Origin of the sequence: Corynebacterium sp. HMSC065H09, from assembly GCF_001812845.1 — a bacterium.
Classification (GTDB): Bacteria; Actinomycetota; Actinomycetes; order Mycobacteriales; family Mycobacteriaceae; genus Corynebacterium; species Corynebacterium jeikeium_D.
Map to the genome: position 1 here is coordinate 109436 of NZ_KV810577.1, position 22588 is coordinate 132023.

The 22588-nt window shown below is 60.2% G+C and carries 20 protein-coding genes; 16 read left to right on the forward strand and 4 right to left on the reverse strand.

What is annotated here, in order from left to right:
- Together HMPREF2878_RS02410 and HMPREF2878_RS02415 are read right to left on the reverse strand one after the other, a co-directional pair.
- Positions 1–1827 carry a hypothetical protein gene (locus HMPREF2878_RS02410; RefSeq protein ID WP_246821889.1) on the reverse strand — a complete coding sequence of 609 codons (1827 nt, stop codon included), beginning with the start codon at positions 1825–1827 and terminating at the stop codon, positions 1–3.
- 41 nt (positions 1828–1868) lie between these two features.
- Entirely contained in the window at positions 1869–3575 is a 1707-nt protein-coding gene (locus tag HMPREF2878_RS02415) for a hypothetical protein (protein ID WP_070652777.1), read from the reverse strand.
- 296 nt (positions 3576–3871) lie between these two features.
- Here HMPREF2878_RS02415 and hisD point away from each other — a divergent pair, with 296 nt between their 5' ends.
- The 4 genes from hisD to HMPREF2878_RS02440 all read left to right on the forward strand — a co-directional run bounded on the left by hisD (position 3872) and on the right by HMPREF2878_RS02440 (position 8753).
- Entirely contained in the window at positions 3872–5221 is a 1350-nt protein-coding gene (gene hisD, locus HMPREF2878_RS02420; protein WP_016422952.1) for a histidinol dehydrogenase, read from the forward strand.
- Entirely contained in the window at positions 5221–6363 is a 1143-nt protein-coding gene (locus HMPREF2878_RS02425) for a histidinol-phosphate transaminase (protein ID WP_016422951.1), read from the forward strand. Before hisD ends, HMPREF2878_RS02425 begins: the two co-directional genes overlap by 1 nt.
- Positions 6364–6408: 45 nt before the next feature.
- The gene (gene hisB / locus HMPREF2878_RS02430; protein ID WP_005510321.1) at positions 6409–7047 is read left to right on the forward strand and encodes an imidazoleglycerol-phosphate dehydratase HisB; all 639 of its coding nucleotides are present in this window, start codon (positions 6409–6411) and stop codon (positions 7045–7047) included.
- A 284-nt stretch (positions 7048–7331) separates the two neighbouring features.
- Complete coding sequence (locus HMPREF2878_RS02440; RefSeq protein ID WP_016422949.1) at positions 7332–8753, forward strand: MFS transporter; 1422 nt, start codon at positions 7332–7334, stop codon at positions 8751–8753.
- Positions 8754–8858: 105 nt separating this feature from the next.
- Here the strand turns inward: HMPREF2878_RS02440 and HMPREF2878_RS02445 are convergent, their stop codons facing one another.
- Positions 8859–9482 (reverse strand): arsenate-mycothiol transferase ArsC, encoded by a 624-nt coding sequence (locus HMPREF2878_RS02445; RefSeq protein WP_016422948.1) that lies wholly within the window; start codon positions 9480–9482, stop codon positions 8859–8861.
- A 189-nt stretch (positions 9483–9671) separates the two neighbouring features.
- On the opposite strand from HMPREF2878_RS02445, the gene hisH reads away from it, so the two are divergent.
- The 12 genes from hisH (at position 9672) to pyk (ending at position 21142) form a co-directional block, all read left to right on the forward strand.
- Positions 9672–10370 carry an imidazole glycerol phosphate synthase subunit HisH gene (hisH, locus tag HMPREF2878_RS02450; RefSeq protein WP_069359167.1) on the forward strand — a complete coding sequence of 233 codons (699 nt, stop codon included), beginning with the start codon at positions 9672–9674 and terminating at the stop codon, positions 10368–10370.
- A gap of 147 nt (positions 10371–10517) precedes the next feature.
- Positions 10518–11252, forward strand: coding sequence for a bifunctional 1-(5-phosphoribosyl)-5-((5-phosphoribosylamino)methylideneamino)imidazole-4-carboxamide isomerase/phosphoribosylanthranilate isomerase PriA (gene priA / locus HMPREF2878_RS02455; RefSeq protein WP_016422946.1), 735 nt, complete (start codon positions 10518–10520; stop codon positions 11250–11252).
- Positions 11253–11354: 102 nt separating this feature from the next.
- Positions 11355–12167, forward strand: coding sequence for an inositol monophosphatase family protein (locus HMPREF2878_RS02460; protein WP_048734639.1), 813 nt, complete (start codon positions 11355–11357; stop codon positions 12165–12167).
- Positions 12168–12250: 83 nt separating this feature from the next.
- Positions 12251–13027, forward strand: coding sequence for an imidazole glycerol phosphate synthase subunit HisF (hisF, locus tag HMPREF2878_RS02465; protein ID WP_070652778.1), 777 nt, complete (start codon positions 12251–12253; stop codon positions 13025–13027).
- Positions 13024–13422 (forward strand): phosphoribosyl-AMP cyclohydrolase, encoded by a 399-nt coding sequence (gene hisI, locus HMPREF2878_RS02470; RefSeq protein ID WP_005510296.1) that lies wholly within the window; start codon positions 13024–13026, stop codon positions 13420–13422. Before hisF ends, hisI begins: the two co-directional genes overlap by 4 nt.
- A gap of 110 nt (positions 13423–13532) precedes the next feature.
- Positions 13533–15077, forward strand: coding sequence for an anthranilate synthase component I (locus HMPREF2878_RS02475; RefSeq protein ID WP_070652779.1), 1545 nt, complete (start codon positions 13533–13535; stop codon positions 15075–15077).
- 7 nt (positions 15078–15084) lie between these two features.
- Positions 15085–15735 (forward strand): TIGR02234 family membrane protein, encoded by a 651-nt coding sequence (locus tag HMPREF2878_RS02480; protein ID WP_070652780.1) that lies wholly within the window; start codon positions 15085–15087, stop codon positions 15733–15735.
- Between the two features lie 4 nt (positions 15736–15739).
- Positions 15740–16546, forward strand: coding sequence for an indole-3-glycerol phosphate synthase TrpC (trpC, locus tag HMPREF2878_RS02485; protein WP_049170320.1), 807 nt, complete (start codon positions 15740–15742; stop codon positions 16544–16546).
- A gap of 146 nt (positions 16547–16692) precedes the next feature.
- Complete coding sequence (gene trpB, locus HMPREF2878_RS02490) at positions 16693–17982, forward strand: tryptophan synthase subunit beta (protein WP_083310803.1); 1290 nt, start codon at positions 16693–16695, stop codon at positions 17980–17982.
- Positions 17983–18762: a tryptophan synthase subunit alpha gene (trpA, locus tag HMPREF2878_RS02495; protein WP_049182099.1), complete on the forward strand. Its 780-nt coding sequence runs from the start codon at positions 17983–17985 to the stop codon at positions 18760–18762.
- 7 nt (positions 18763–18769) lie between these two features.
- On the forward strand, positions 18770–19693 hold the full coding sequence (lgt, locus tag HMPREF2878_RS02500; protein ID WP_070605606.1) for a prolipoprotein diacylglyceryl transferase: 924 nt from the start codon (positions 18770–18772) through the stop codon (positions 19691–19693).
- A gap of 33 nt (positions 19694–19726) precedes the next feature.
- The gene (gene pyk, locus HMPREF2878_RS02505) at positions 19727–21142 is read left to right on the forward strand and encodes a pyruvate kinase (protein WP_016422938.1); all 1416 of its coding nucleotides are present in this window, start codon (positions 19727–19729) and stop codon (positions 21140–21142) included.
- A 140-nt stretch (positions 21143–21282) separates the two neighbouring features.
- On the opposite strand, the gene HMPREF2878_RS02510 is transcribed toward pyk, so the two are convergent.
- A complete protein-coding gene (locus tag HMPREF2878_RS02510; protein WP_016422937.1) occupies positions 21283–22560 on the reverse strand; it encodes an amidohydrolase in 1278 nt (425 codons plus the stop codon).
- Positions 22561–22588 lie beyond the last annotated feature (28 nt).

A 22588-nucleotide genomic window follows, 5' to 3' on the forward strand; every position in this document is an offset into this window, starting at 1 on the left:
CTAGTATTCGTCGTCAAGCGACTGAATGATGATGACGTCAAGGGCATCGAGAACAGGATGGCCTTCCCACACGTCGCGGGGCAGAAGCTCTTCGACGCGCCGAGCATAGGCGGCGGCTCCGTCGGAATCACCCGCGTCGAGACGGTAGCGAACCCCCGCCAGCAGCGCGCGGGCGGCTTCCTCGCCATCGCCGGACTGCAGGTAGCCCTTCGCGGCGGCTTCCACATGGTTGATAGCCAACGTGTCGCGGCCAGCGGAGTAGAAGACGTAGGCGGCATCGTCGTGCCAGTCGGCGAGTGACCAGTCGTCGGAGATGAGCTTCTGAGAACGCAGCAGAAGGTCCTCAGCCTCGTTGAGCGTGTGGTCAATGGCGGCGGAAGCGTCCTCAGAGACAATCTCGCCGGTGAATTCGGAGCCCTCTTCGGAAATGACCAGGTCAATGACATGAATGATGGAACGCGCAGCCTGACGGTAGGCCTTGGCAGCGCCCTTGGTATCGCCGTTGCGTTCAAGGTGCTCGCCGTGTTCGATGAGCAGCTTTGCCGCCTGGCGGGGATTATTGCCGAGCCCCGCGGCTGTGGAGGCAATAGAAAACGCCGCGTCGGTGCGTTCTTCATCGGCAGTAAATGCTGACCAGTGCGCAACTGGTTCGGCAAAGCGCAGTGCCTCGTCAACCTCATCGGCATCGAGGAGACTGCGGGCCAAAACGAGCTGGATATCCATGGTGATGGGGTTGACCGGCATGCCCTCGGCGCTGGCGAGCGCGCGGCGGGCAATGTCGGCGGATTCCGCGAAATCGCCGTGGGCGTTGAGAAGCGCACAGAGCAGACGCACGCTGCGAAGCACCGCGACCGTGAGTCCCGCATCGAGACCAGCCTGCACGATTGGGCGTAGCTGGCGGATTGCCTCCGCTTCCTCACCAGCTTCCAGAGAGAGGAAAGCCAGGAATTGGCGTGCTTCAATCGTCGTGGTGACGGGTTCCGACTGAGGGGCTGCCGCGACGCTGGCTGCGATGCGGGCGGCCCTGCGCAGCTCACCACGGCTGTGTGCGAGCTGCGCCTCCAACAGCTTGCGGTCGTCGAAACTGCTTCGCTTTGGTGCCCAGCGTGCGGACCATTCAGAGAGTTGACCAGCGATTTCCGCCCGGCGCGCCAGCGATGCTGCGGCGCCGGCAACAGCCGCGCTAACCAGGTAGTAATAGGCCTCGCCGGGCTGTGGAGTGGTGGCGACGATGTCCTTAGTAAGACTGATCAGCTCGGGGATTTCGGAGTCCTCGGGGCGCCGGCCGGTGATGGCATCACCTGGGTTGGCGTCGATGAAGGCCTCTGCCTCGGCGAATGCTCCGTAGGAGCGTGCGTGCAAGATCGCGGGGCGGATGTTGGCCTCAGTTGCCCAGCGCAGCCACTCGGCGCGTGCAGCAGCGGCTTCTTCTACTAATTCCAGTTGGTCGGCGACTGCGTGCCTGAGTGCGTGGAATTCGCCAACGACATCGGGGGAGTTGGTAGGCGCGTCGGCCAACCAGTGCGTGTGGGCGAACTTGGTGACAGCGCGCCAACTGGTGACGTGGTCGAGCGTGGCACCGGCCCTGCGGGAAATAACCAGCAGCTCCGGAAGTGAGTCCGGCAATGCTTTCAGCGGATTGGGCAGGGGAGGAAAGTCCAGGGGTTCGGACGAGTTCTCCGTTGCTGATGCGTTTTCTGAATTCCCTGACGCGTAGTCGGCAGCGATGCCGGCATCCCAATCGCCAACTTGAATTCCAGACTCAGAGTTTTCTTCTTCCCACCAGACCATTGGACTATCTTCGCCCGTGGCATCGGGAAGATGCAAAAACTGCCTTGTTTTTCAGACCTGTGCAGTCGGGTGCGCTGTTAATCCGGGTTTGAAAAGCTACGCATTAGTCCACGAACTTCATCGCGCACTGGGTGATCCGGGCCGACTAGGTCGCCGATGCGAATCGCGAACCGACGGGCGCGTTCCTCATTGTTATCACTAGCAGCAGCACGCACCGCGATAGTCAGCGTGCGGGCGGCGTCGGCAGGGGCGTGGGCTTCTAAGAAAAGCTCGGCAGCTTCGTCGGCGTACTTGTACACGCCGTCGTTGTCCCACACAGACCAGCACAACAGCGCCTGTGCTTCGTGCCACTTGGCCGATTCCCAGGACCCAACCACGTAGCCACGTGAGCGTTCCATCAGGTGGTCGGTCAGCTCACTTGTGGCGCCCACGTTACTGAGTGATAGTGCGGCATCCATCAGAGTTTCCGCAGGCGAAATCGGGGACGAGTATCCGGCACGAATATCGGCCAGTGCGTCGAAGAGTACTGCAGCATGCTCAGTATTTCCCTCTTGGACTGCCGATTCCGCCGCAATGGCACAGGAAAAATCAGTACGTGCGGCATCCTGGGTAGGCTCAGACCACTTTGCAACCGACTCCGCTTCCTGGCCGGCATGACGGAAATCTCCGAGTTCGTACAGTGCCGTTGCCTTCAGCAGCGCGATTTCCATGGTGACTTCACAGTTGGGGTAGTCTGCCGACACATCCTGGGCGCGCTGAGTTAGCTTCAGCATCTCCCCGGCATCGGGCTTGTTGTGTGCCACCTCGAAGTTGATGTCTGCCATCTCACGAACCGCGAGAATATAGTCAGTGTCCAGTCTGTGCTGGTCCGCGACTGCCACGTTGTTTGACAGCATTCGGAACGCGGTATCGCTATTACCGGTCTCTATCGAGTACCGTGCCAAATTCTGCCTCAGCTCAAGGCCCGCGATTACGGAGCGGTTACCGATTGCATTGAGCTGTGAGGCGCAAAGTCGCGCTGCGTCGACGACTTTCCCGGCTCGGTGCAGCAGTGATGCCTCCGTCAGAGTCTTCGCCAGCGCAATCGACTCAAACTTATCCTCATTCGGCAGTGCACGAATCATCTCGTGCAGCTCCCGCGCCAAGTCCTCGCGGTTGACCTTTCGCAGGGCGCTTGCAATCCGAATCAGCGCGTCAGTCAGTGCCGCCCGCTTCTTCCACTGGCGTGGGCTAAACGGCTCCTCCGCTTCTTCGCTTGCCGACGATTCCTGCGGCCGCGGCCCATCCGCATCCGTGGTCACCGCGCTGTGACTGCTGGTTGGGGCATCCAGATCGTCGGCAAGCACGAGTGCCCGGTACGAGGTGATTTCCCTGCTCATGCGTGCGATGAGTGGGATTTCGGTCTCTGCGGCAGCAGAGGTGGGGCCATCGGCGATAAAGGTGGTGTAGCGGCGGGCTTCGTCCGCGGCCAGCCGTGCCCGGGCGCGCCAGTACTCCGGGACGTTGTCGTTATCGGATGCCCATACCATCCAGTTCAGGGCGGCATCGTGCGCAGCCGTCATCATGCCGAGCGATTCGGTGACCTCGCGGACTATGCGGTAAAACGCGCCGACGTGTTCGGTAACGCCGTGGGCTTCCGGGTCAGAAAAGAGCTGTGGGTTGTAGAAATGATGCGCGAAAACTGATTCCAGTTGGCGCGTGGCCAGGGAATTGTCGGCTGCGGTCGCGTCTGCATAGGCTGCGACGAGCTCCGGCAAATCCGGGCTGTTTCCTTCCTGGTTCAACAGCTGACCTTTCTACGACTGGTTACTACTTTCCTTAACACTGTAATGGGGCACTGTGGCGGAGCTAACTTGCGCCACAGTATGAGGGGTTAAATGGGGCAATCGGTATGAACCTAACGTGAGAAAGATATGCTTAGTTCATACTCAAGGGTGCCTTTAAGGGCGAATAGTAGCGAAAACCGTGGATAAAGTCTTTGGCTTTGACCCAGATTTTCAATACTTTGTTGTCATTTCTTTGTCACTCTGAAGTGCTCACGTATGAATCCATCGTGCGAATAGGCGGTTACTAATTAATTATGTTGTCCACTATTGATCTTCGCGGTCAGACTCCCACCACCGCCACTCTGCGTCGAGTGTTGCCGCGTGGTGCGGCAGACGTTGATTCGATGATTCCCACGGTCAAACCCGTCGTCGATGACGTGGCAGTCCGTGGTGTGGAAGCGGCGATGGAGTACTCCGAGAAGTTTGACCGTATTCGTCCGGCATCCATGCGCGTTCCAGCGGAGGTTATCGATGCCGCGGAAGCTGCGCTGGAAGACGATGTCCGCTCTGCTCTGCAGGAGTCCATCGGGCGCGTGCGCGCGTTCCACGCTGCTCAGAAGCCGAATGATAAGACTGTTGAAATTCTGCCCGGCGGCATTGTCCGCGAGAAGTGGATTCCGGTTTCGCGCGTCGGTCTTTACGTCCCCGGGGGCAACGCCGTCTACCCGTCGTCTGTATTGATGAACGTCATCCCAGCTCAGGAAGCTGGTGTGGAGTCCCTCGTCGTCGCCTCTCCGCCGCAGGCCGACAACGACGGCTGGCCGCACCCGACCATCCTGGCTGCCTGCAAGCTGCTTGGCGTGACCGAGGTGTGGGCCGTCGGTGGTGCACAGGCCGTCGCACTGCTCGCATACGGCGATGAAAACGAGAGCCTCGAGCCGGTCGACATGGTCACCGGTCCGGGCAACATCTTCGTTACCGCCGCCAAACGCCTGTGCCGCTCGGTCGTCGGTATCGACGCCGAAGCTGGCCCGACCGAAATTGCCATTCTCGCAGATAACACCGCTGATCCTGTCTCCGTCGCCTACGACCTGATTTCCCAGGCTGAGCACGACGTCATGGCCGCCAGCGTGCTTATCACCGACGACGCCGATTTCGCCGCCACCGTCGACCGCGAGGTCGAAAACCGCTACGAGGTCACCATGAACGCCGACCGCGTTCGCGAGGCGCTCACCGGCGATCAGTCTGGCATCGTGCTTGTCGACGACATGAATATCGGCATCCAGGTTGCAGATGCCTACGCCGCTGAGCACCTCGAGATCCACACCGAAAACGCGCAGGCCGATGCCGAACGCATTACCAATGCCGGCGCAATCTTCATCGGTCGCTTCTCGCCGGTGCCACTGGGCGATTACTCGGCCGGCTCTAACCACGTGTTGCCGACCTCCGGCACCGCCCGCCACGCCTCGGGCCTGTCAACGCACACCTTCCTCAAGTCGGTCCACATGATTGACTACAACGAGGCCGCGTTGAAGGAAGTTGCCGACAGCGTAGTAGTCCTGGCCAACGAAGAACGACTGCCAGCGCACGGCGAGGCCATCCGTGCCCGCTTTGAGACGCTTCTCGGCTCTGAGGACAATGGCGCAGAAAAGGGGAACAACTAATGAGCAACCAGCCTGAGAATCAGCCACAGCCGTCGGTAGCCAAGTTGGCGCTGGCAGATTTGCCACTGCGCGACGAACTGCGCGGCGAGGAAGCCTACGGTGCCCCGCAGCTCGACGTCGATGTTCGCCTGAACACCAACGAAAACCCGTACCCGCCATCCGATGACCTCATCGCCGACCTGGTGGCGCAAGTGGAGAAGGTCGCCTCTGACCTCAACCGCTACCCGGACCGTGACGCAGTAGCACTGCGCAGCGCACTCGCCGATTATGTCACCCGCCAGACCGGCGTGGACATCACCGTCGACCAGGTATGGGCCGCCAACGGCTCCAATGAGATTCTCCAGCAGCTGCTGCAGGCATTTGGCGGGCCGGGGCGCAGCGCAATGGGCTTTGTGCCCAGCTACTCGATGCACCCGATCCTCTCGTCCGGCACGCAGACGGAGTTCATCGGCATCGCCCGCGACCCGGAGACCTTCGACATCGACATGGATAGTGCGCTCGCGGCCATTGCCGAGCACCGTCCTGACGTCATCTTCATCACGACTCCGAACAACCCGACTGGCAATCTGACCACGCTCGCTGACCTGCGCCGCATTATTGAAGCCGCGCCGGGCATCGTCATTGTCGATGAGGCCTACGCCGAGTTCACTGAGGAGCCGTCGGCGACAACGCTGCTGGCTGAGTTCCCGTCGAAGCTGGTTGTCTCCCGTACGATGAGCAAGGCTTTCGACTTCGCCGGAGGCCGCCTCGGCTACTTCGTTGCTAACCCGGCATTTATTGATGCTGTGATGCTCGTACGTCTGCCATACCACCTGTCGACGTTGACGCAGGCCGCTGCCACGGTTGCACTTCGCCACTCGGATGCGACGCTGTCGACCGTCGCAAAGCTTGCCGACGAGCGTGATCGCGTCGTAGCCGCCCTGAACAGCTATGGCTACGACGTGATTGACTCGTACTCGAACTTCGTCTTCTTTGGGCGCTTCGCCGATGCCGCCACGGCATGGCAGAGCTTCTTGGACGAGGGAGTACTCATCCGCGATGTTGGCGTGCCCGGTCGTCTCCGTGCCACTATTGGTCTGCCCAGCGAAAATGATGCGCTGCTGGCGGCGGCCAAGAAATTGGCAGCGACCGCGCTGGCTTAAGCGAAATGCTGCCGGTACATCCCACTACAAGGAGAGATCTGACTTATGCACTTCAGTGATAAGGACCATCTGGAGGCAGAGCGCACTGAGCGCGTTGGCCGTGTCGAGCGCGCCACCCGCGAATCGAGCATCGTCTGCTCGGTGAATCTCGATGGCACCGGCAAGACCGATATTTCGACCGGTCTGCCGTTCTTCGACCACATGTTGACCGCTTTCGGCTCCCACGGCAGCTTCGACCTGACTGTGCACGCCAACGGCGACACCGAGGTCGATGCGCACCACACGGTGGAGGATACCGGCATTGTGATGGGGCAGGCCTTCGCCCAGGCGTTGGGGGACAAGTCTGGTATTCGTCGCTTTGGTGACTGCTATATCCCGATGGATGAAACGCTGGCACACGCAGTGGTTGATGTGTCTGGTCGCCCGTACTTCGTTGGCACTGGCGAACCAGAGCAGATGTTGACTGCCGTCATTGGTGGTCACTACGCAACGGTTATCAATGAGCATTTCTTTGAGTCCTTCGCCCTAAATGCCCGTATTGCGCTGCATGTTCGCTGTCTCTACGGGCGCGATCCGCACCACATCACCGAGGCTGAGTACAAGGCTGTGGCCCGTGCCCTGCGTGCTGCCGTCGAGGACGACCCGCGCGTCCACGGTGTGCCGTCGACCAAGGGCACTCTGTAGGTCGCAGCTGTAGTAGACGGCCGCTGTAGGAAACCGGAAAATCCGCCTTAGCTGGCATTTTAGGGGAATCGATGGTAACAACGTCTGTAGACGTGCTTTTAGCGCAGGTGTCTACCGCATCGACGCTGAGCACTTATTTTTTGTTCATTGTCGCTGGTCTGCTGGTGGGCGGAACATGGTCACTCTATAAATCCGGATCGAGGGTCGGAACAATTGTCCTTGGTCTCTTATCTGTGATCGCGCTCGCCGGCGCAATTTTGTGGTTGATAGGAGTGATGGAGTAAATGGCGTCCCGGGTGATGGACCGCAGGCAGTTGGACGAACTGGACAGCATGTGGAAAGCGCCCGGACTAGTACCTACGCTAGTCGCCGTGATGGCCGCCTTCGGTGGCTGGTCACTCCTCATGCCTGTCATTCCGCAGGCAATTCTTGACGATGGCGGTGGAACCTCGCTCGCCGGTGCCTACACCGGTGTTTTTATGGCCGCTACCGTTCTCACACAGACGCAGACTCCACGTATGTGTCGCCGTCTTGGCTACGGCATGACCATGCTGATTTCAGGTCTGTTTCTGGGCTTGCCGACGATTCTGCACATCTTTGGCACCGATGCTGCTTTGGTGCTCATCATTGCGGTTCTCCGCGGTATGGGCTTCGGTGCGTTGACTGTCGCCGAGTCCGCATTGATTGCCGAGCTAGTGCCAATGAAATTTCTGGGTAAGGCCTCTGGCGTTCTCGGTGTGGCAGTTGGTTTATCTGAGCTCATTTTCTTGCCACTAGGACTAATCATTGCGGACAAGACGGGTTCTTACACCCCTGTTTATGTCTTGGGCGCCGTCATCTCGCTTGTCGGTTCGTTGATGGCACTCTTTATCCCGAAGATTAAGCCAGCGCCGAAGGAGGGCAAGGGCGGCAAGGAAGACGTCGGCGATCCTGTGCCCGGATCTGCAGCAACTCAGCCGAGCCCCGTTGAGCACGTTGCCACATGGAAGCTGGTGGCCATTCCCGCGCTCGCAATTTGCACGATTGCGATGGGCTTTGGTGGTATTTCCGCATTCCTTGCCCCGGCAGCTCGCGAAATCGATCTGGTCTCCGGTGCGGTTGTGGCTGGCCTGTCGCTGTCTGTTCTCGGTGGCGCGCAGATGGTGTTCCGTTATTTCGCAGGAATCTACGCCGACCGGAAGTCGGAGGCTGGAATTCTGCTGATTCCGGCATTGATCAGTGGTTTTATTGGTCTGCTGATGATGTCCGGCGTGGTTCTCTTTGATTTGTCGGCCTGGCTGCTGCTGGTTGCGGCCGTTTTCTACGGCGCGGGCTTCGGCATAGTGCAAAATGAGGCTCTGCTGCTGATGTTTGCCCGCCTGCCGCGTGACCGTACTGCTGAGGCCAGTGCCTTCTGGAACATGTCCTTTGACTCGGGCACTGGTATCGGCTCGTTCGTTCTGGGAGCCGTAGCCGCGGCTGCACTCCGTCCGTACCCGGCTGTCTTTGCCTTTGCGGCAGCTCTGCTGGCAGTTGGCCTCATTGGTGCGGTGCTCGACCGAATCATCGGAAAGCACCGCGTGGCGGAGTACCAGAACACCCGCGCTACGCTGCGTCGTCTGGGGGATGCCGTGAAGCGTCGTACGCCGGAGGCCGCTGTGCGTGTTGCCCGCCCGGCAAAGAATGCAGTGACGCGTTTGACGGTTCGGGACCGCAAGAAGAAGTAACTACATACAAAGAGACGTTTGAAAAAGAGTGGCTGCGCAAGTTCTTGCGCAGCCACTCTTTTGGTTATTAGATGCAACCCCCGGTGTGGGGTCAGCCGTGCCTGTTTATGCGACGGCGACGTCCATCTCGGTGAAGAGAGCCCGCAGGCGGGTTTCGATATCGTCGATAAGCGACTGCAGCTCATCGTCTGTGAGACTGTCCGGATCTGCGACATCCCATTCCACGTAGCGGTCGCCGGGGACTGCTGGTGTCTCGTCGATGCCCATGAGCACGACAACATCGGCGCGGTGGGAAACGCGGGGAGTAATCGCCTTTTGGGTGAGGCGTGAGGTGTCCACGCCACGGTCGTGAAGAGCCGCGACGACGCGAGGGTTCAGGCCATCCTCTGGATTGAGGCCGATAGTGCGGATAAAGACTTCGTCACCAACCAGGTGGTAGGCCAGGGCAGTGGCAATCTGGCTACGGCCGGAACCGCGACTATCGGCAAAGAGAATCTCTTGGCGCGGGGCGAAGTCCTTGCATCCGCTCGCGGCCTTGATGCGTTCGGTGGCCTCGCGTTCGGCGAGGACGGGGAGGAAGTTAGTCACCTTCGCAGAGTTGGACAGCTCTGCAATGACATCGTCGAGGATGGAATCGATGGTCGCAGCATCGCAGGCTGCACCGTAGAGCCGGTGAAGGTCCTCGCGGACAATGGCAAATGATTTACTAAGAACGGATGCGGTAGTCATGGCGTCGGAGCCTCTCTGTGAAAAAGTAATCAGGGGTTTTAGGGATAAATCAATAACTTAGTTAACCTGTTGTTAACCTTGAGTTTACCAAAGTATTCGGTAGTTGTATACCAGTGCTTCTGTCTATCCAGGCAGTTTTCTTGGGGTAAGTGGCAAACATCGATTCCCAGCGCCTTAAAATGTCCAACTATGGAACAAGTCTCACCTTCGACGAAGACCCCGACCGTTGCCATCCTTGATTACGGCTCCGGTAATTTGCGTTCAGCTGAGCGCGCTGTGGCCACCACGGGTGCCGAGGTTATTGTGACCGCCGATCCGAAGACCGTGATGGAGGCCGATGGTCTGCTCGTTCCCGGCGTCGGCGCCTATGCCGCATGCATGGAGGGTTTGCATCGAGTACAAGGGCCGCGCCTGATCGGCTCTCGACTCGCAGGTGGTCGACCAGTGATGGGAATCTGCGTCGGTATGCAGGTGCTCTTTGACCGCGGCGTCGAGTACGCCGACGGCATCCACGCAGCGGAGACCGACGCATCCGCAGCTGTCACCGGCACCCCGGGTTGTGGTGAATGGCCCGGTACTGTCGAGCGTCTCGAGGCGTCGATTCTGCCGCACATGGGCTGGAACACGGTTGAAGTACCGGAAGGCTCAAAGATGTTTAAGGGACTGGAAGATCAGCGTTTTTACTTCGTCCACTCCTACGGTGTGCGCAAGTGGGACCTTGATACGGATTCTCGCATCGCTCCGCCGCTGGTGACGTGGTCTGCCCACGAATCCGATCGGTTTATCGCAGCCGTGGAAAACGGTCCGCTGTGGGCCACGCAGTTCCACCCTGAGAAGTCTGGTGAAGCAGGGTTGAAGCTGCTGCAGAACTGGGTGGACACGCTGTAGTTGCCCAATCGGTAGTATCTGCCCTAACCGCACTACCTGGTAGGTGGCGGAATTTCGCCACCTAGACCACCTATACTGAGATAACTAGCAACAAGCGTCGTGGTGACTATGGCCACAACGCCCAAAGTCGAAGAGAGTAGAGCCCCCATGAGTTTGACCCTGCTGCCCGCTGTAGACGTAGCCGATGGCCAGGCTGTGCGCCTTGTTCAGGGTGCTGCTGGAACCGAGACTTCCTACGGTGCACCGCTGGAAGCTGCCATGAATTGGCAGAACGCAGGCGCTGAGTGGATCCACCTGGTCGACCTCGACGCCGCGTTTGGTCGCGGTTCGAACTACGACCTGCTTGCCGACGTTGTGGGCAAGCTCGACGTGAAGGTAGAGCTCTCCGGCGGTATCCGTGACAACGCTTCGCTCGAAGCTGCGCTGGCCACCGGCTGCGCCCGTGTCAATATTGGCACCGCCGCACTGGAGAATCCGGAGTGGTGCCGCGAGGTTATCGCCAACTACGGCGACCGTGTAGCCATTGGTCTGGATGTTCTTAACGAAGAGGGGCAGTGGCGCTTGCGCGGCCGCGGCTGGGTCTCCGACGGCGGTGACCTCTGGGAGGTGCTGGAGCGCCTGGATGCTCAGGGTGCATCCCGTTTCGTGGTGACTGACGTCTCCAAGGACGGCACCCTGCAGGGGCCGAATGTGGAACTGCTGCGCGAGGTCGCCGCTGCTACCGATGCTCCAATCGTCGCTTCCGGCGGTGTCAGCAGCCTGGACGACATTGCAGCTATTGCCACACTGGTCGATGAGGGCGTTGACTCCGCAATTGTGGGTAAGGCGCTCTACGCAGGGCGTTTCACCCTGGAAGAGGCCCTGGCAGTAGCTCGCGGCTAAAAAGAACACTTTCGTGGCCGGACCGGGGAGACGTCGTCAAGCGAAAGCGTTAACGAGCAAACGGCACCCCGGCTGAGACGGCGGATGAAGGACTTAGAAAGTATGGATGCCCTGGAACCGCGGGCGATGCTCGCTATTGCTGAAGCGGCGCTCGATGAGGTTGAAGGCCTGTTCACGCAGCAGGTGGGTGCGGACCCGGTTGTCATGAAGCCGCGCGGGGATTTCGCGACGGAGACCGACCTGGAAATTGAGCGTCGTCTGCGCCAGCTCCTCACGCAGTATTCCGGCCTGCCCGTCTACGGCGAGGAATTCGGTGGCAAAGTTCCCGAGGAACATACCGCCTGGGTCATCGATCCGATCGACGGCACCACGAACTATTCCAACGGCTTTCCACTGTGTGCCATGCTGCTCACGCTCATGCATGAGGGGGAGCCGGTGGTCGGAATTACCTCCATGCCTCTGCTGCGCCGGCGTATTACCGCAGCTAAAGGTAGCGGCACATTCGTCAACGGCCGTCGCGTCAACATCGATGCCGAGGCCGGCCGCCCGGTTTCGATTGCCTTCGGCTCCGTTATCGCGAGTACCGACGGCACACTCCCGCGCAAGTGGCGCCAACTGCTGCTGTCAAAGGTGGGCGAACGCTATCCGACGATCCGAATTACTGGCTCTGTCGGAGTGGACTTGGGTTCCACCGCGATGGGGGCATTCGGCGGCACCGTGACTTTCTCACCGCATGTGTGGGATAACGCAGCTGGTGTACTTCAGATTTCCGAAGCTGGTGGCGTGGTCACAGACTTGGCGGGCAATCCCTGGCGGCATGATTCCGTAGGCGTGCTGGCGGGAACTCGAGATGTTCATGCCACGCTGCGGTCGATTATTGACCAACTGGGTCGTCCGGAGACTTTCCGGAGCTAAACCGTGGGCGACGTCCCGAGCTGGGTGGTTGCGCAAACCGTCGAGCCACAACTTTGAGCTAACACGAGGAGAACTTAAAAACTATGTCTCTGGCAGTACGCGTGATTCCTTGCCTGGATGTCAACAATGGGCGGGTCGTCAAGGGGGTTAACTTTGAGAATCTCCGTGATGCCGGCGATCCGGTGGAGCTGGCTCGCCGCTATGGCGAGGAGGGCGCTGATGAGCTGACCTTCCTGGATGTCACGGCTTCCAAGGATGGCCGTGGCACCATGCTCGACGTGGTGCGTCGCACCGCAAGTGAGGTCTTCATTCCGCTGACGGTCGGCGGTGGCGTGCGCAGCGTCGAGGATGTCGATCAGCTGCTCCGCGCCGGAGCTGACAAGGTCAGTGTCAATACCGCTGCGATCGCACGTCCAGAACTGCTCAGCGAGCTGTCGCGCCGCTTCGGTGCGCAGTGTGTCGTCCTGTCGGTGGATGCCCGCCGCGTTCCCGAGGGAGGCACGCCGCAGCCGGCGGGCTTCGAGGTGACGACGCACGGTGGTTCACGCTCGGCGGGGATCGACGCCGTCGAGTGGGCACGCCGCGGCGAGGAGCTCGGGGTCGGCGAGATTCTGCTGAACTCCATGGACGGCGACGGCACCAAGGACGGTTTCGACCTGGAGCTTCTGGAGAAAGTCCGCGCTGCCGTCGACGTCCCGGTGATTGCCTCTGGCGGTGCGGGCAAGGCAGAGCACTTCCCGCCAGCAGTGCGCGCCGGCGCCAACGCGGTGTTGGCCGCATCCATTTTCCACTTCGGCGAGGTCAGCATTGCTGAGGTTAAGGAAGAGATGGCCCGCGAGGGAATCGAGGTGCGCCAGTGACTGGTCTAGCCCCGGGCGCTGCAGCTCACGGCGCCGGCGACGATCCGCGTGAGTACACGCTCCCAGCAGATATCGCGAACATCGCCAAGTTCAACGCTGACGGCTTGATTCCCGCTATTGTGCAGGAGGAATCCACTGGCCGCGTGCTCATGATGGCGTGGATGGATTCCCACGCACTGGCATATACCATCGCTACCAAGCGCGGCACCTACTGGTCGCGCTCCCGGTCCGAGTACTGGATTAAGGGGCTTACCAGCGGCCATTTCCAGACCGTGACATCGCTGGCGTTGGACTGTGATGGCGATACCGTGCTGATGCAGGTAGTGCAGGACGGCGCGGCATGCCACACTGGCTCGCATAGCTGCTTTGACGTGCATCCCGTGTTCGAGGACTAGGCAGTCAACCCCGGCTGCCGAGGTGGGGATTTCGTCGTCAAGCGCGCCCACCTCCGGTGAAGTCCGGGGTTAAGTGATGTGCAATCCGGGTGCGTGGCACAATAGCGGCTATGACTCGTATCACCATGACCACGCGTGAGCGCTTTCGTGAACTGGCTGCACACCATCGGGTCGTGCCCGTGGTTCGCAAGGTTTTGGCGGACGGCGAAACGGCGCTGTCGGCCTACCGCAAGCTCGCGGCCGATCGTCCCGGCACTTTCTTGCTGGAGTCCTCCGATGTGGGGCAGTCGTGGTCGCGCTGGTCGTTTATCGGTTGCGGCAGTCGTGCTGCGCTGACGGTGGATGATGCGGGGGAGGCAACCTGGATTGGCAATGCGCCGTCGGGTGCGCCAGAGGGCGGAAATCCGTTGGATGCTCTGCGTCGCACGCTGGAGCTGCTGCACACGGAACTTCCGCTTGCCGACGATGCCTCGGTACCCAAGCTCACCTCTGGTCTCGTTGGCTACTTCGGGCATGACATTGTCCGCTACATCGAGCCACAGCTGCCGGATACCACTGACAATGATTTGCAGATTCCTGAGCTCATGCAGTTGCTGGTGGAGGACCTGGCTGCTTTTGACCACCACGAGGGCGTGCTGTGGCTGATTTCCAATGCTGTCAACTGGGACGGCTCGGATGAGCGGATTGACCAGGCGTATGACACCGCCTGCGACCGTGTCAATGCGATGGTGGAGCGGTTGTCGGGGTCCTCTGATCTGCGTCCGGCGGAAGTTAGCTTCCCAGAGCCGGTAATTCGCCGCCAGCGCGCCGCCGAGGACCACATGGATCGTATTGAGCGCTGCAAGGATCGCATCCGCGCCGGTGATGCGTTCCAGATTGTGCTCTCGCAGCGGTTCGAAATGGACACGCAGGCCTCCGCTTTTGATATCTATCGCATCCTGCGGGTTTCCAATCCGTCGCCCTACATGTTCCTGGTCAACGTTCCAACCAAGAACTTCTCCGCTACTGCTTTCCAAATTGTCGGTTCCTCCCCAGAATCACTCGTGGCAGTTCAGGGCAGTGAGGTCATCACCAATCCCATCGCGGGCACACGTCCGCGCGGTGCCACGGTGGAGCAGGACAATGCGCTGGAAGCTGATTTGCTGGCAGACGAGAAGGAAAATAGTGAGCATCTGATGCTCGTTGATCTTGGCCGCAATGACCTCGGACGTGTCTGCCGCCCGGGCAGTGTAGTTGTGCACGACTTCCGTCATATTGAGCGCTACAGTCACGTTATGCATCTGGTCTCTACGGTCACCGGCGAGCTTTCCAGCGACGCCACTGCCGTCGACGCGTTCGCGGCCACCTTCCCAGCGGGAACGCTGTCGGGTGCGCCGAAGCCTTCCGCGCTGAGCATTATCGACAAGTTCGAAGACACGCGTCGGGGTGTTTACGGCGGCACTGTTGGATACTTTGACTTCCGGGGCAATACCGATCAGGCAATTGCCATCCGCACAGGTGTGAAGAAGGGCGATACGGTCTATGTTCAGGCTGGCGGCGGAATTGTCAGTGACTCTGACCCGGTGGCAGAGGATGAGGAGACCCGCAACAAGGCCGCGGCCGTGCTGCGAGCTGTCGCGGCAGCTGAGACACTAGTCCCAGCGGAAAGGAGCTAGGTTTTCGATGAAGTCGACAACGATGCTCTCCGGTGGCCTCATTGGTGTGACCGCAGCGGGAATGTGGTTGTGCAGCCGAAGTGCGTGGCTGACGGTCGATACTGTTGATGACAAGTCCGGTCCGGCGACCACAGATTTGGTGGGCGCCGTCTGGGCTCCAGAGTTGACGTCGATTGCGCTGGCAATGGTGGCTGCACTGTTTGCCACCACCATTTTGGGCTCACTGGGGCGCCGTATCGTCGGTGGTCTCGCGGCGCTGCTCGCAATTGCGGCGTCGTGGACTCCGATGACTCTGCTTGCCAGCGGAGAAGACGGTGTGGACTCCCAGCGGGCACTGGATTTGTTGACGTCGGGAAGCGCCTCACAGCGCGCCAGTGATGCGGTGACTGTGGCAGACTGGGCGCAGATCTCAGCGATTGAAGTGCATGCGATGGGGCCATCCCTGGCCTTGCTGTGCTGCGCATTGGCGCTGGTCGGGGCGGTAATGTTGGTGCGTCGACCGGGTACTGTGAAGAAGCAGAAGTCCAGCGCGTATGAGACCCCGGAGGTACGCCGTCAGCGTATCGCCGAGGACCTGGAGGAAGACCCGCAGTCGGGTCGAGTTCTGTGGGATGCTTTGGATGCCGGTGTAGATCCTACGGATCTGGATAAGGAGTAAGGCCGTGGCTAACGTTCTGGACAAGATTATTGAGGGCGTGCGGGAAGATCTCGCTGCTCGGGAAGCCAAGATTTCCTACGGTGAAATCAAGGAGCTCTCGCTGAAGGCGCCGTCGCCAATTGATGCCGTGGCGGCACTGGCTAAGCCCGGGGTGCAGGTGATTGCAGAGGTCAAGCGTGCCTCTCCGTCGAAGGGAGAGCTGGCTGACATCCCTTCGCCGGAAGTTTTGGCCGCAGAGTACGAGCAGGGTGGCGCGGCTGTCATTTCCTGTCTGACTGAGGAGCGACGCTTCCGCGGTTCGCTCGCCGACCTCGATGCCGTGCGCCGCGCGGTGAACATTCCGGTGCTCCGCAAGGACTTCATCGTCACTCCGTACCAGGTCCATGAGGCCCGCGCACACGGTGCCGACCTGGTGCTGCTGATGTGCTCCGCTTTGGATCAGCCGACGCTGGAGTCCCTGCTGGATCGCACCGAGTCGCTTGGCATGAACGCTCTGGTTGAGGCGCACACCGCAGAAGAGGTCGAGCGTGCCGAGGCCGCTGGTGCCAAGATCCTCGGCATCAACGCTCGCAATCTAAAGACGCTCGACGTGGACCTCTCCGTGTACGAACGTCTTGCGCCGATGCTGCCGGATCATGTTGTGAAGGTGGCGGAGTCCGGTGTTAAGGGGCCGGAGGAACTGCGCTACTACGCCTCTCACGGTGCCGACGCGGTGCTGGTGGGCGAGGGCCTGGTTACTGCGGGCAAGCCGGGTGAGGCTTGCCGACGTCTCGTTGCCGCCGGTGTCCACCCGACTCTCCGCAGCGAGTAGTGGTGGTCCGCGGTTGCGATAAGCAGCTGCATCGCACCGCGAACTCCGCCTCTTTGGTTGCCAGCCACACCTGTTGTGTTGGCACGCCACAGTTTCTTAGGCCTTATGTCCCCGCAACGGGTGGGGATAGTCCACAATAGATAACTGTGAGTGACCAAGATTTCAAGAATCATGATGCCCGCGGTGACCGCCTGCCCACGATGGGTGAGGTAATCGCGGAGACAACGAACCACGAGTCAGATGCCATTGGGCACTGGGGTAAGTGGGGCGGCCAGTTTGTGCCGGAGGCGCTGATGGCCGTTATCGGTGAGGTCACCGATGGCTACGCGAAGGCCCGCGTTGATCAGGATTTTCTCGATGAGCTTGACCGGCTGCAGCGTACTTATGTCGGACGTCCCTCGCCGCTGTACTATGCGGAGAAGTTCTCCGCTGATATCGGCGCTGACGTCTGGCTCAAGCGCGAGGATTTGAATCACACCGGTAGCCACAAGATTAATAACGTCTTGGGTCAGGTTCTGCTTGCTAAGCGCATGGGTAAGAAGAACATTATTGCCGAGACCGGTGCCGGCCAGCACGGTGTCGCAACCGCGACTGCCTGTGCGCTGCTCGGCCTTAACTGCCGTATATACATGGGCAAGGTCGACGCAATCCGCCAGCGCCTCAATATCGCCCGCATGCGCCTGCTTGGTGCCGAGGTTATCGAGGTCGAGATTGGCTCGAAGACTCTCAAGGACGCAATCAATGAGGCCATGCGTTTTTGGGTTTCACACGCCGATGACACCTACTACTGCTTCGGCACTGCAGCCGGCCCGCACCCGTTCCCAACAATGGTGCGCGACTTCCAGCGCATCATCAGCGCCGAGGCACGCCAGCAGATCCTTGCGGAAACCGGCTCGCTTCCCGACGCTGTCGTGGCCTGTGTCGGCGGCGGTTCTAATGCGATCGGCGCGTTCCACCACTTCATCGATGATGAATCGGTTCGACTGATTGGCGCTGAAGCTGGCGGTGACGGTGTTGAGACCGGTCGCCATGCAGCACCGATTTCGGCCGCCGGTAATCCGGGTGTGTTCCAGGGCTCCTTCGCCGCCCTGATGCAGAACGAGGACGGTCAGATTACAGAGTCGCACTCGATTTCCGCGGGTCTGGATTACCCGGGCGTGGGCCCGGAGCACTCGTACCTGGCCGATATTGAACGCGCGTCCTACCTGCCGGTGACCGATACCCAGGCGATGCAGGCATTCCAGGACCTGACTCGGATGGAGGGCATCCTGCCCGCTATCGAGTCCGCACACGCGGTGGCTGCCGCCCGACTCATCAGCGATGATCTGAATGAAGAGCTGGGCCGTAAGCCGCTGATTATTGTCAATGTTTCCGGTCGCGGTGACAAGGATGTCGACACCGCTGCTAAGTGGTTTGATCTGATGGAGGAGTCCTAAATGAGTCTGAGTGACGTCTTTGACAAGGTCCGTGAGGAAAACCGCGCAGCATTCATCGGCTACTACCCAGCGGGTTTCCCGACCACCGATAAGTCGATTGAGAACATCAAGGCGATTGTCGACGCTGGCGCCGACATCATCGAGGTCGGCCTGCCTTTCTCCGACCCGATGATGGATGGCCCAACCATTCAGGATGCTGCCAACGTGGCTCTGGATGCGGGCTTCCGCACCCGTGAGATTATGCGCGTGGTTCGCGAAGTCACCGAGTACGGCGGTACCTGTGTGGTCATGAGCTACTGGAATCCGATTCTCCAGTATGGTCCGGAGCGTTTCGCCAAGGACTTGGCCGCCGCTGGTGGTCGTGGCACCATCATCCCGGATCTTATCCCCGAGGAGGCCGGCCAATGGCAGCGTGCGGCAGAGGCCAATGGTCTATCCAACATCATGCTGGTGGCCCCGTCATCGACCAATGAGCGTCTGCAGCTAACTGCCACCGCGTCGACCGGCTTCGTTTACGCCACCAGCCACATGGGTGTCACAGGTGCCCAGGCCAGCGTCGACTCGGCCGCCGGCAAGTTGGTTGCCCGCACTCGCGAGGTCACCGATACACCGGTGTGCGTCGGTTTGGGTGTCTCCAATGGGGAACAGGCCGCGGAGATTGCCGAGTTTGCAGATGGCGTAATCGTTGGCTCGGCACTGATCAAGGCCGCGATGAAGAGCACCGATGACCTGGTAACGCTCGCCCGCGAACTCGCCGCGGGCGTACGAGGAGAGAGCTAGCGCATTTATGAGTTCCACCCTTGTTCTTGCTGAGACTGCAACGACGTATCTGGCCAACATTCCCTCTCCGCCGCAGGGGGTGTGGCAGTTAGGGCCGTTACCACTGCGTGGTTACGCGATTTCCATCTTGATTGGCGTACTCGTCGGCATTTACTGGATGCAGCGCCGCTACGCGGCCAGGGGTGGAGACCCGGAGTTAGTCCTCGACATTGCCATTGCGGTTATTCCTGCGGGCATTATCGGCGGCCGTCTCTACCACGTCGCCACCGACTGGGAGAAGTACTTCGGCCCCGGCGCCAATCCCGCCGATGCACTGAAAATCACCAATGGTGGTCTCGGCATCTGGGGCGCGGTGGCGCTGGGAGTGCTAGCCGCGTGGGCGGTTGCTAAGTGGCGGAAGGTGCCGTTTGCGCCAGTTCTTGACGCGGCCGCACCCGCAATCATCCTTGGACAGGCCATTGGGCGTCTGGGCAATTGGTTCAACCAGGAACTCTACGGTGGCCCAACGTCACTTCCGTGGGGTCTGGAAATTTACCAACGAGTTGATGAGTTTGGTCGGGTTACCCCTGTCACCGGAACGTCGACAGGCGAAGTGCTGGCCGTGGTGCATCCAACGTTTCTCTACGAGATGGTGTGGAACGTCCTCGCCTGTCTGGTCATTGTGTGGGCGGACCGAAAGTTCAAGATGGGCGGCGGGCGCGTCTTTGCGCTCTATGTCGCGGCCTACACTTTGGGGCGTTTCTTCATTGAACTCATGCGCGTCGATGACGCAACGCTGATATTCGGTGTGCGTATTAATAACATCACGTCGCTCGTGGTCTTTTTCTGCGCTGTCATTGCTTTGTGGATTCTGCGGGCCAAGAGCCGCGAAACCGCAGCTGAAGTCAGGGGAGAGCGCGAGGCTGCTGAAGCTCACAGTGCTTCCAACTGACGCATAGCCCGTTAAGGGACTAGGCTGGAGGCCGTGCTTAGACGAACGAAGATTGTATGTACCCTCGGTCCAGCAGTTGCTTCGCTGGAGGGGATTACCGGGCTGGTCAACGCCGGCATGGATGTTGCCCGCCTGAATTTCTCTCACGGTGAGCATGAGGACCACGCTCAGAACTACCACTGGGTGCGTGAAGCATCCGACGCTACGGGACATGCCGTCGGTATTCTCGCCGACTTGCAGGGACCAAAGATTCGCCTCGGTCGTTTTAAGGAAGGCTCGACGTATTGGGCTGACGGCGAGATTGTCCGCATCACCGTCGACGATGTCGAAGGCACGCACGACCGCGTCTCCACCACGTACAAGAATCTCGCTGACGATGCCCGTCCGGGCGATCGCCTGCTTGTCGACGACGGCAAGGTGGGCCTGGAGTGCATCGAGGTAGATGGCAACGATGTGGTGTGCCGTGTCATCGAGGGCGGTCCGGTCTCGAACAACAAGGGTGTTTCCCTGCCGGGGATGAACATCTCGGTGCCGGCTCTGTCAGAGAAGGATATCGCCGACCTGCGCTTCGCTCTGAAGCTGGGAGTCGACTTCATCGCGCTGTCCTTCGTCCGTTCGCCTTCCGACGTCGAACTGGTCCATGCGGTCATGGATGAGGTTGGCCGTCGTGTCCCGATTATCGCCAAGCTGGAGAAGCCAGAGGCAGTCGAGTCTCTCGAGGCCATCATCCTGGCCTTCGATGCCGTGATGGTCGCCCGTGGTGACCTTGGTGTTGAGGTGCCGTTGGAAGATGTTCCGCTGGTTCAGAAGCGCGCTATTCAGATTGCCCGCGAGAACGCCAAGCCGGTCATCGTCGCCACCCAGATGCTCGACTCCATGATTTCGAACTCGCGCCCGACTCGTGCGGAGGCCTCCGACGTGGCCAACGCTGTGCTCGATGGCGCAGATGCCGTGATGCTCTCGGGTGAGACCTCGGTTGGTAAGTACCCGCAGTCCACGGTTAAGACCATGGCTCGCATCGTCACCGCCGCTGAGCGCGAGGGGGAAGTTCCTGCGCTGACCCACATGCCTCGCACGAAGCGTGGTGTGATTTCCTACGCAGCTCGCGATATCGGTGAGCGCTTGAATGCCCGCGCTATGGTTGCTTTCACCACCTCGGGTGATACCGCTCGCCGTGTGGCACGCTTGCACTCTCGCCTGCCGCTGCTGGTATTCACTCCGAATCAGCAGGTTCGTTCGCAGCTTGCGCTGACGTGGGGCGCGGAGACCTTCTTGGTGCGCGAGGTTAACAGCACGGATGAGATCATGCAGGTCATCGATGAGCAGCTCTTGACCATGGAAAACTACAACGCTGGTGACACGCTGGTCGTTGTTGCTGGTACCCCTCCAGGAAATGAGGGCAATACCAATATGATTCACGTCCACGTCATTGGCGAGGACGCACGCTAGCTCTTTGGCGCGTTTGAAAAAGCCGGTAAGTCCTTTTGGGGCTTACCGGCTTTTTGTAAGAGCCTTTCGACCTGGGCTGTTGGGCTGTTCGGTGAGGATCTTTGCGCGGTGCGCGGTGGAATGCGGCCGGCAAACGACCCTTACTTTGCCAAGTAGGACAGCACGGCGGCAGCGGCGGCAGAAGTTGCGGAGGTAGCCGTCGGCTTGAAATCCGGGAGGAATGTCGGCATGTGGTTCGACGGTACGTCTTCGACCACGCGGTCGGCAGCAACGGCGGCTTCCCACGTATCCCGAGGTGTGGCGCCAACGGTCCAGTAGACATATGGGCAGTTCAGTCCACGCGGCAGGTCTGAGAAGTCCTCCGATGCGGTCCACGGCACAGCGTCGGTGGAATCGTCGCCGAGCACAGCGTCCATGACCGGGCGAATCGTGGCAAACGCCTCCGGATCATTGTCAGTGACTTCGCCGTGATCGGAGTACTCAATCACAGGCTCAACCTCAGTGCCGGAAGCCAGGCATTCGCCACGAACAACGCGCTCAATGCCCGCAATGAGCTTCGCGCGCACATCGTTGGAGTAGTAGCGAATGTTCAGCACAATCTTGGCCTGGCCAGGGATTGTGTTATTCGAATTGCCGGACTGCAGCGTGCCGACGGACAAAACACCAAACTCGTGGGGAGGAATCTCGCGCCCTACAATTCCTTGCAAGCGCAGAACGACTGCGGCAGCCAAGTATGTCGGGTCAATGGCGTTGTGCGGCATAGACCCATGTGCGGAGCGACCTGTCAGCGTGATGCTAATAGTGTCACAACCAGCAAGTGCCGGGCCGGGCATGGTCATTACCTGACCTGCGGGGCCGGGAACAATGTGCTGGCCGAAGCACACATCTGGGGTGGGGATGAGGTCTGCCAGGCCGTCGTCAATCATGGCCTGTGCACCGCAGGCCAGTTCCTCGGCGGGCTGGAACAGGGCAATGTAAGTACCCGACCACTCAGACTTAGTTGCTGCCATCAGGCTAGCCAGACCAAGACCGGCCGTCATGTGCATGTCATGGCCACAGGCGTGCATGACGGCGGTGGCAGAACCATCGCGGGCGGTACCGGTAGCAGAGGAAGCGAAGTCCACACCTGTTTCCTCGAAAACGGGAAGCGCATCGATATCAGCGCGGAACAGCACGGTAGGGCCGGGGCCATTTTCCATGACACCAACGAGGCCGTGACCACCGATTCCCTCATGCACTGTGTAAGTGCCCATGTCGCGAAGAGCACCGGCCAGATACGCGGCAGTTTTCTCCTCCGCCTGAGATAGCTCCGGGTGCTGGTGCAGGTAGCGGTAGATTTCCCACTGCCGGTCCAATGGCACTCGATGGGCGGCGATGAGGTCGCGAATGCGGCTCAGTCGTGCTTCATTGTTGCTCACCTGGTTTAAGACTCCTAACTTCTCTCTA

Bases quoted from the DNA above. Each gene is read 5' to 3' on its own strand.
- HMPREF2878_RS02440 (WP_016422949.1), top strand. From the start codon at position 7,332: ATGGCGTCCCGGGTGATGGACCGCAGGCAGTTGGACGAACTGGACAGC.
- HMPREF2878_RS02425 (WP_016422951.1), top strand. From the start codon at position 5,221: ATGAGCAACCAGCCTGAGAATCAGCCACAGCCGTCGGTAGCCAAGTTG.
- hisD (WP_016422952.1), top strand. From the start codon at position 3,872: ATGTTGTCCACTATTGATCTTCGCGGTCAGACTCCCACCACCGCCACT.
- HMPREF2878_RS02475 (WP_070652779.1), top strand. From the start codon at position 13,533: ATGACTCGTATCACCATGACCACGCGTGAGCGCTTTCGTGAACTGGCT.
- hisF (WP_070652778.1), top strand. From the start codon at position 12,251: ATGTCTCTGGCAGTACGCGTGATTCCTTGCCTGGATGTCAACAATGGG.
- priA (WP_016422946.1), top strand. From the start codon at position 10,518: ATGAGTTTGACCCTGCTGCCCGCTGTAGACGTAGCCGATGGCCAGGCT.
- HMPREF2878_RS02460 (WP_048734639.1), top strand. From the start codon at position 11,355: ATGGATGCCCTGGAACCGCGGGCGATGCTCGCTATTGCTGAAGCGGCG.
- lgt (WP_070605606.1), top strand. From the start codon at position 18,770: ATGAGTTCCACCCTTGTTCTTGCTGAGACTGCAACGACGTATCTGGCC.
- HMPREF2878_RS02445 (WP_016422948.1), bottom strand. From the start codon at position 9,482: ATGACTACCGCATCCGTTCTTAGTAAATCATTTGCCATTGTCCGCGAG.
- hisH (WP_069359167.1), top strand. From the start codon at position 9,672: ATGGAACAAGTCTCACCTTCGACGAAGACCCCGACCGTTGCCATCCTT.
- hisB (WP_005510321.1), top strand. From the start codon at position 6,409: ATGCACTTCAGTGATAAGGACCATCTGGAGGCAGAGCGCACTGAGCGC.
- HMPREF2878_RS02480 (WP_070652780.1), top strand. From the start codon at position 15,085: ATGAAGTCGACAACGATGCTCTCCGGTGGCCTCATTGGTGTGACCGCA.
- trpA (WP_049182099.1), top strand. From the start codon at position 17,983: ATGAGTCTGAGTGACGTCTTTGACAAGGTCCGTGAGGAAAACCGCGCA.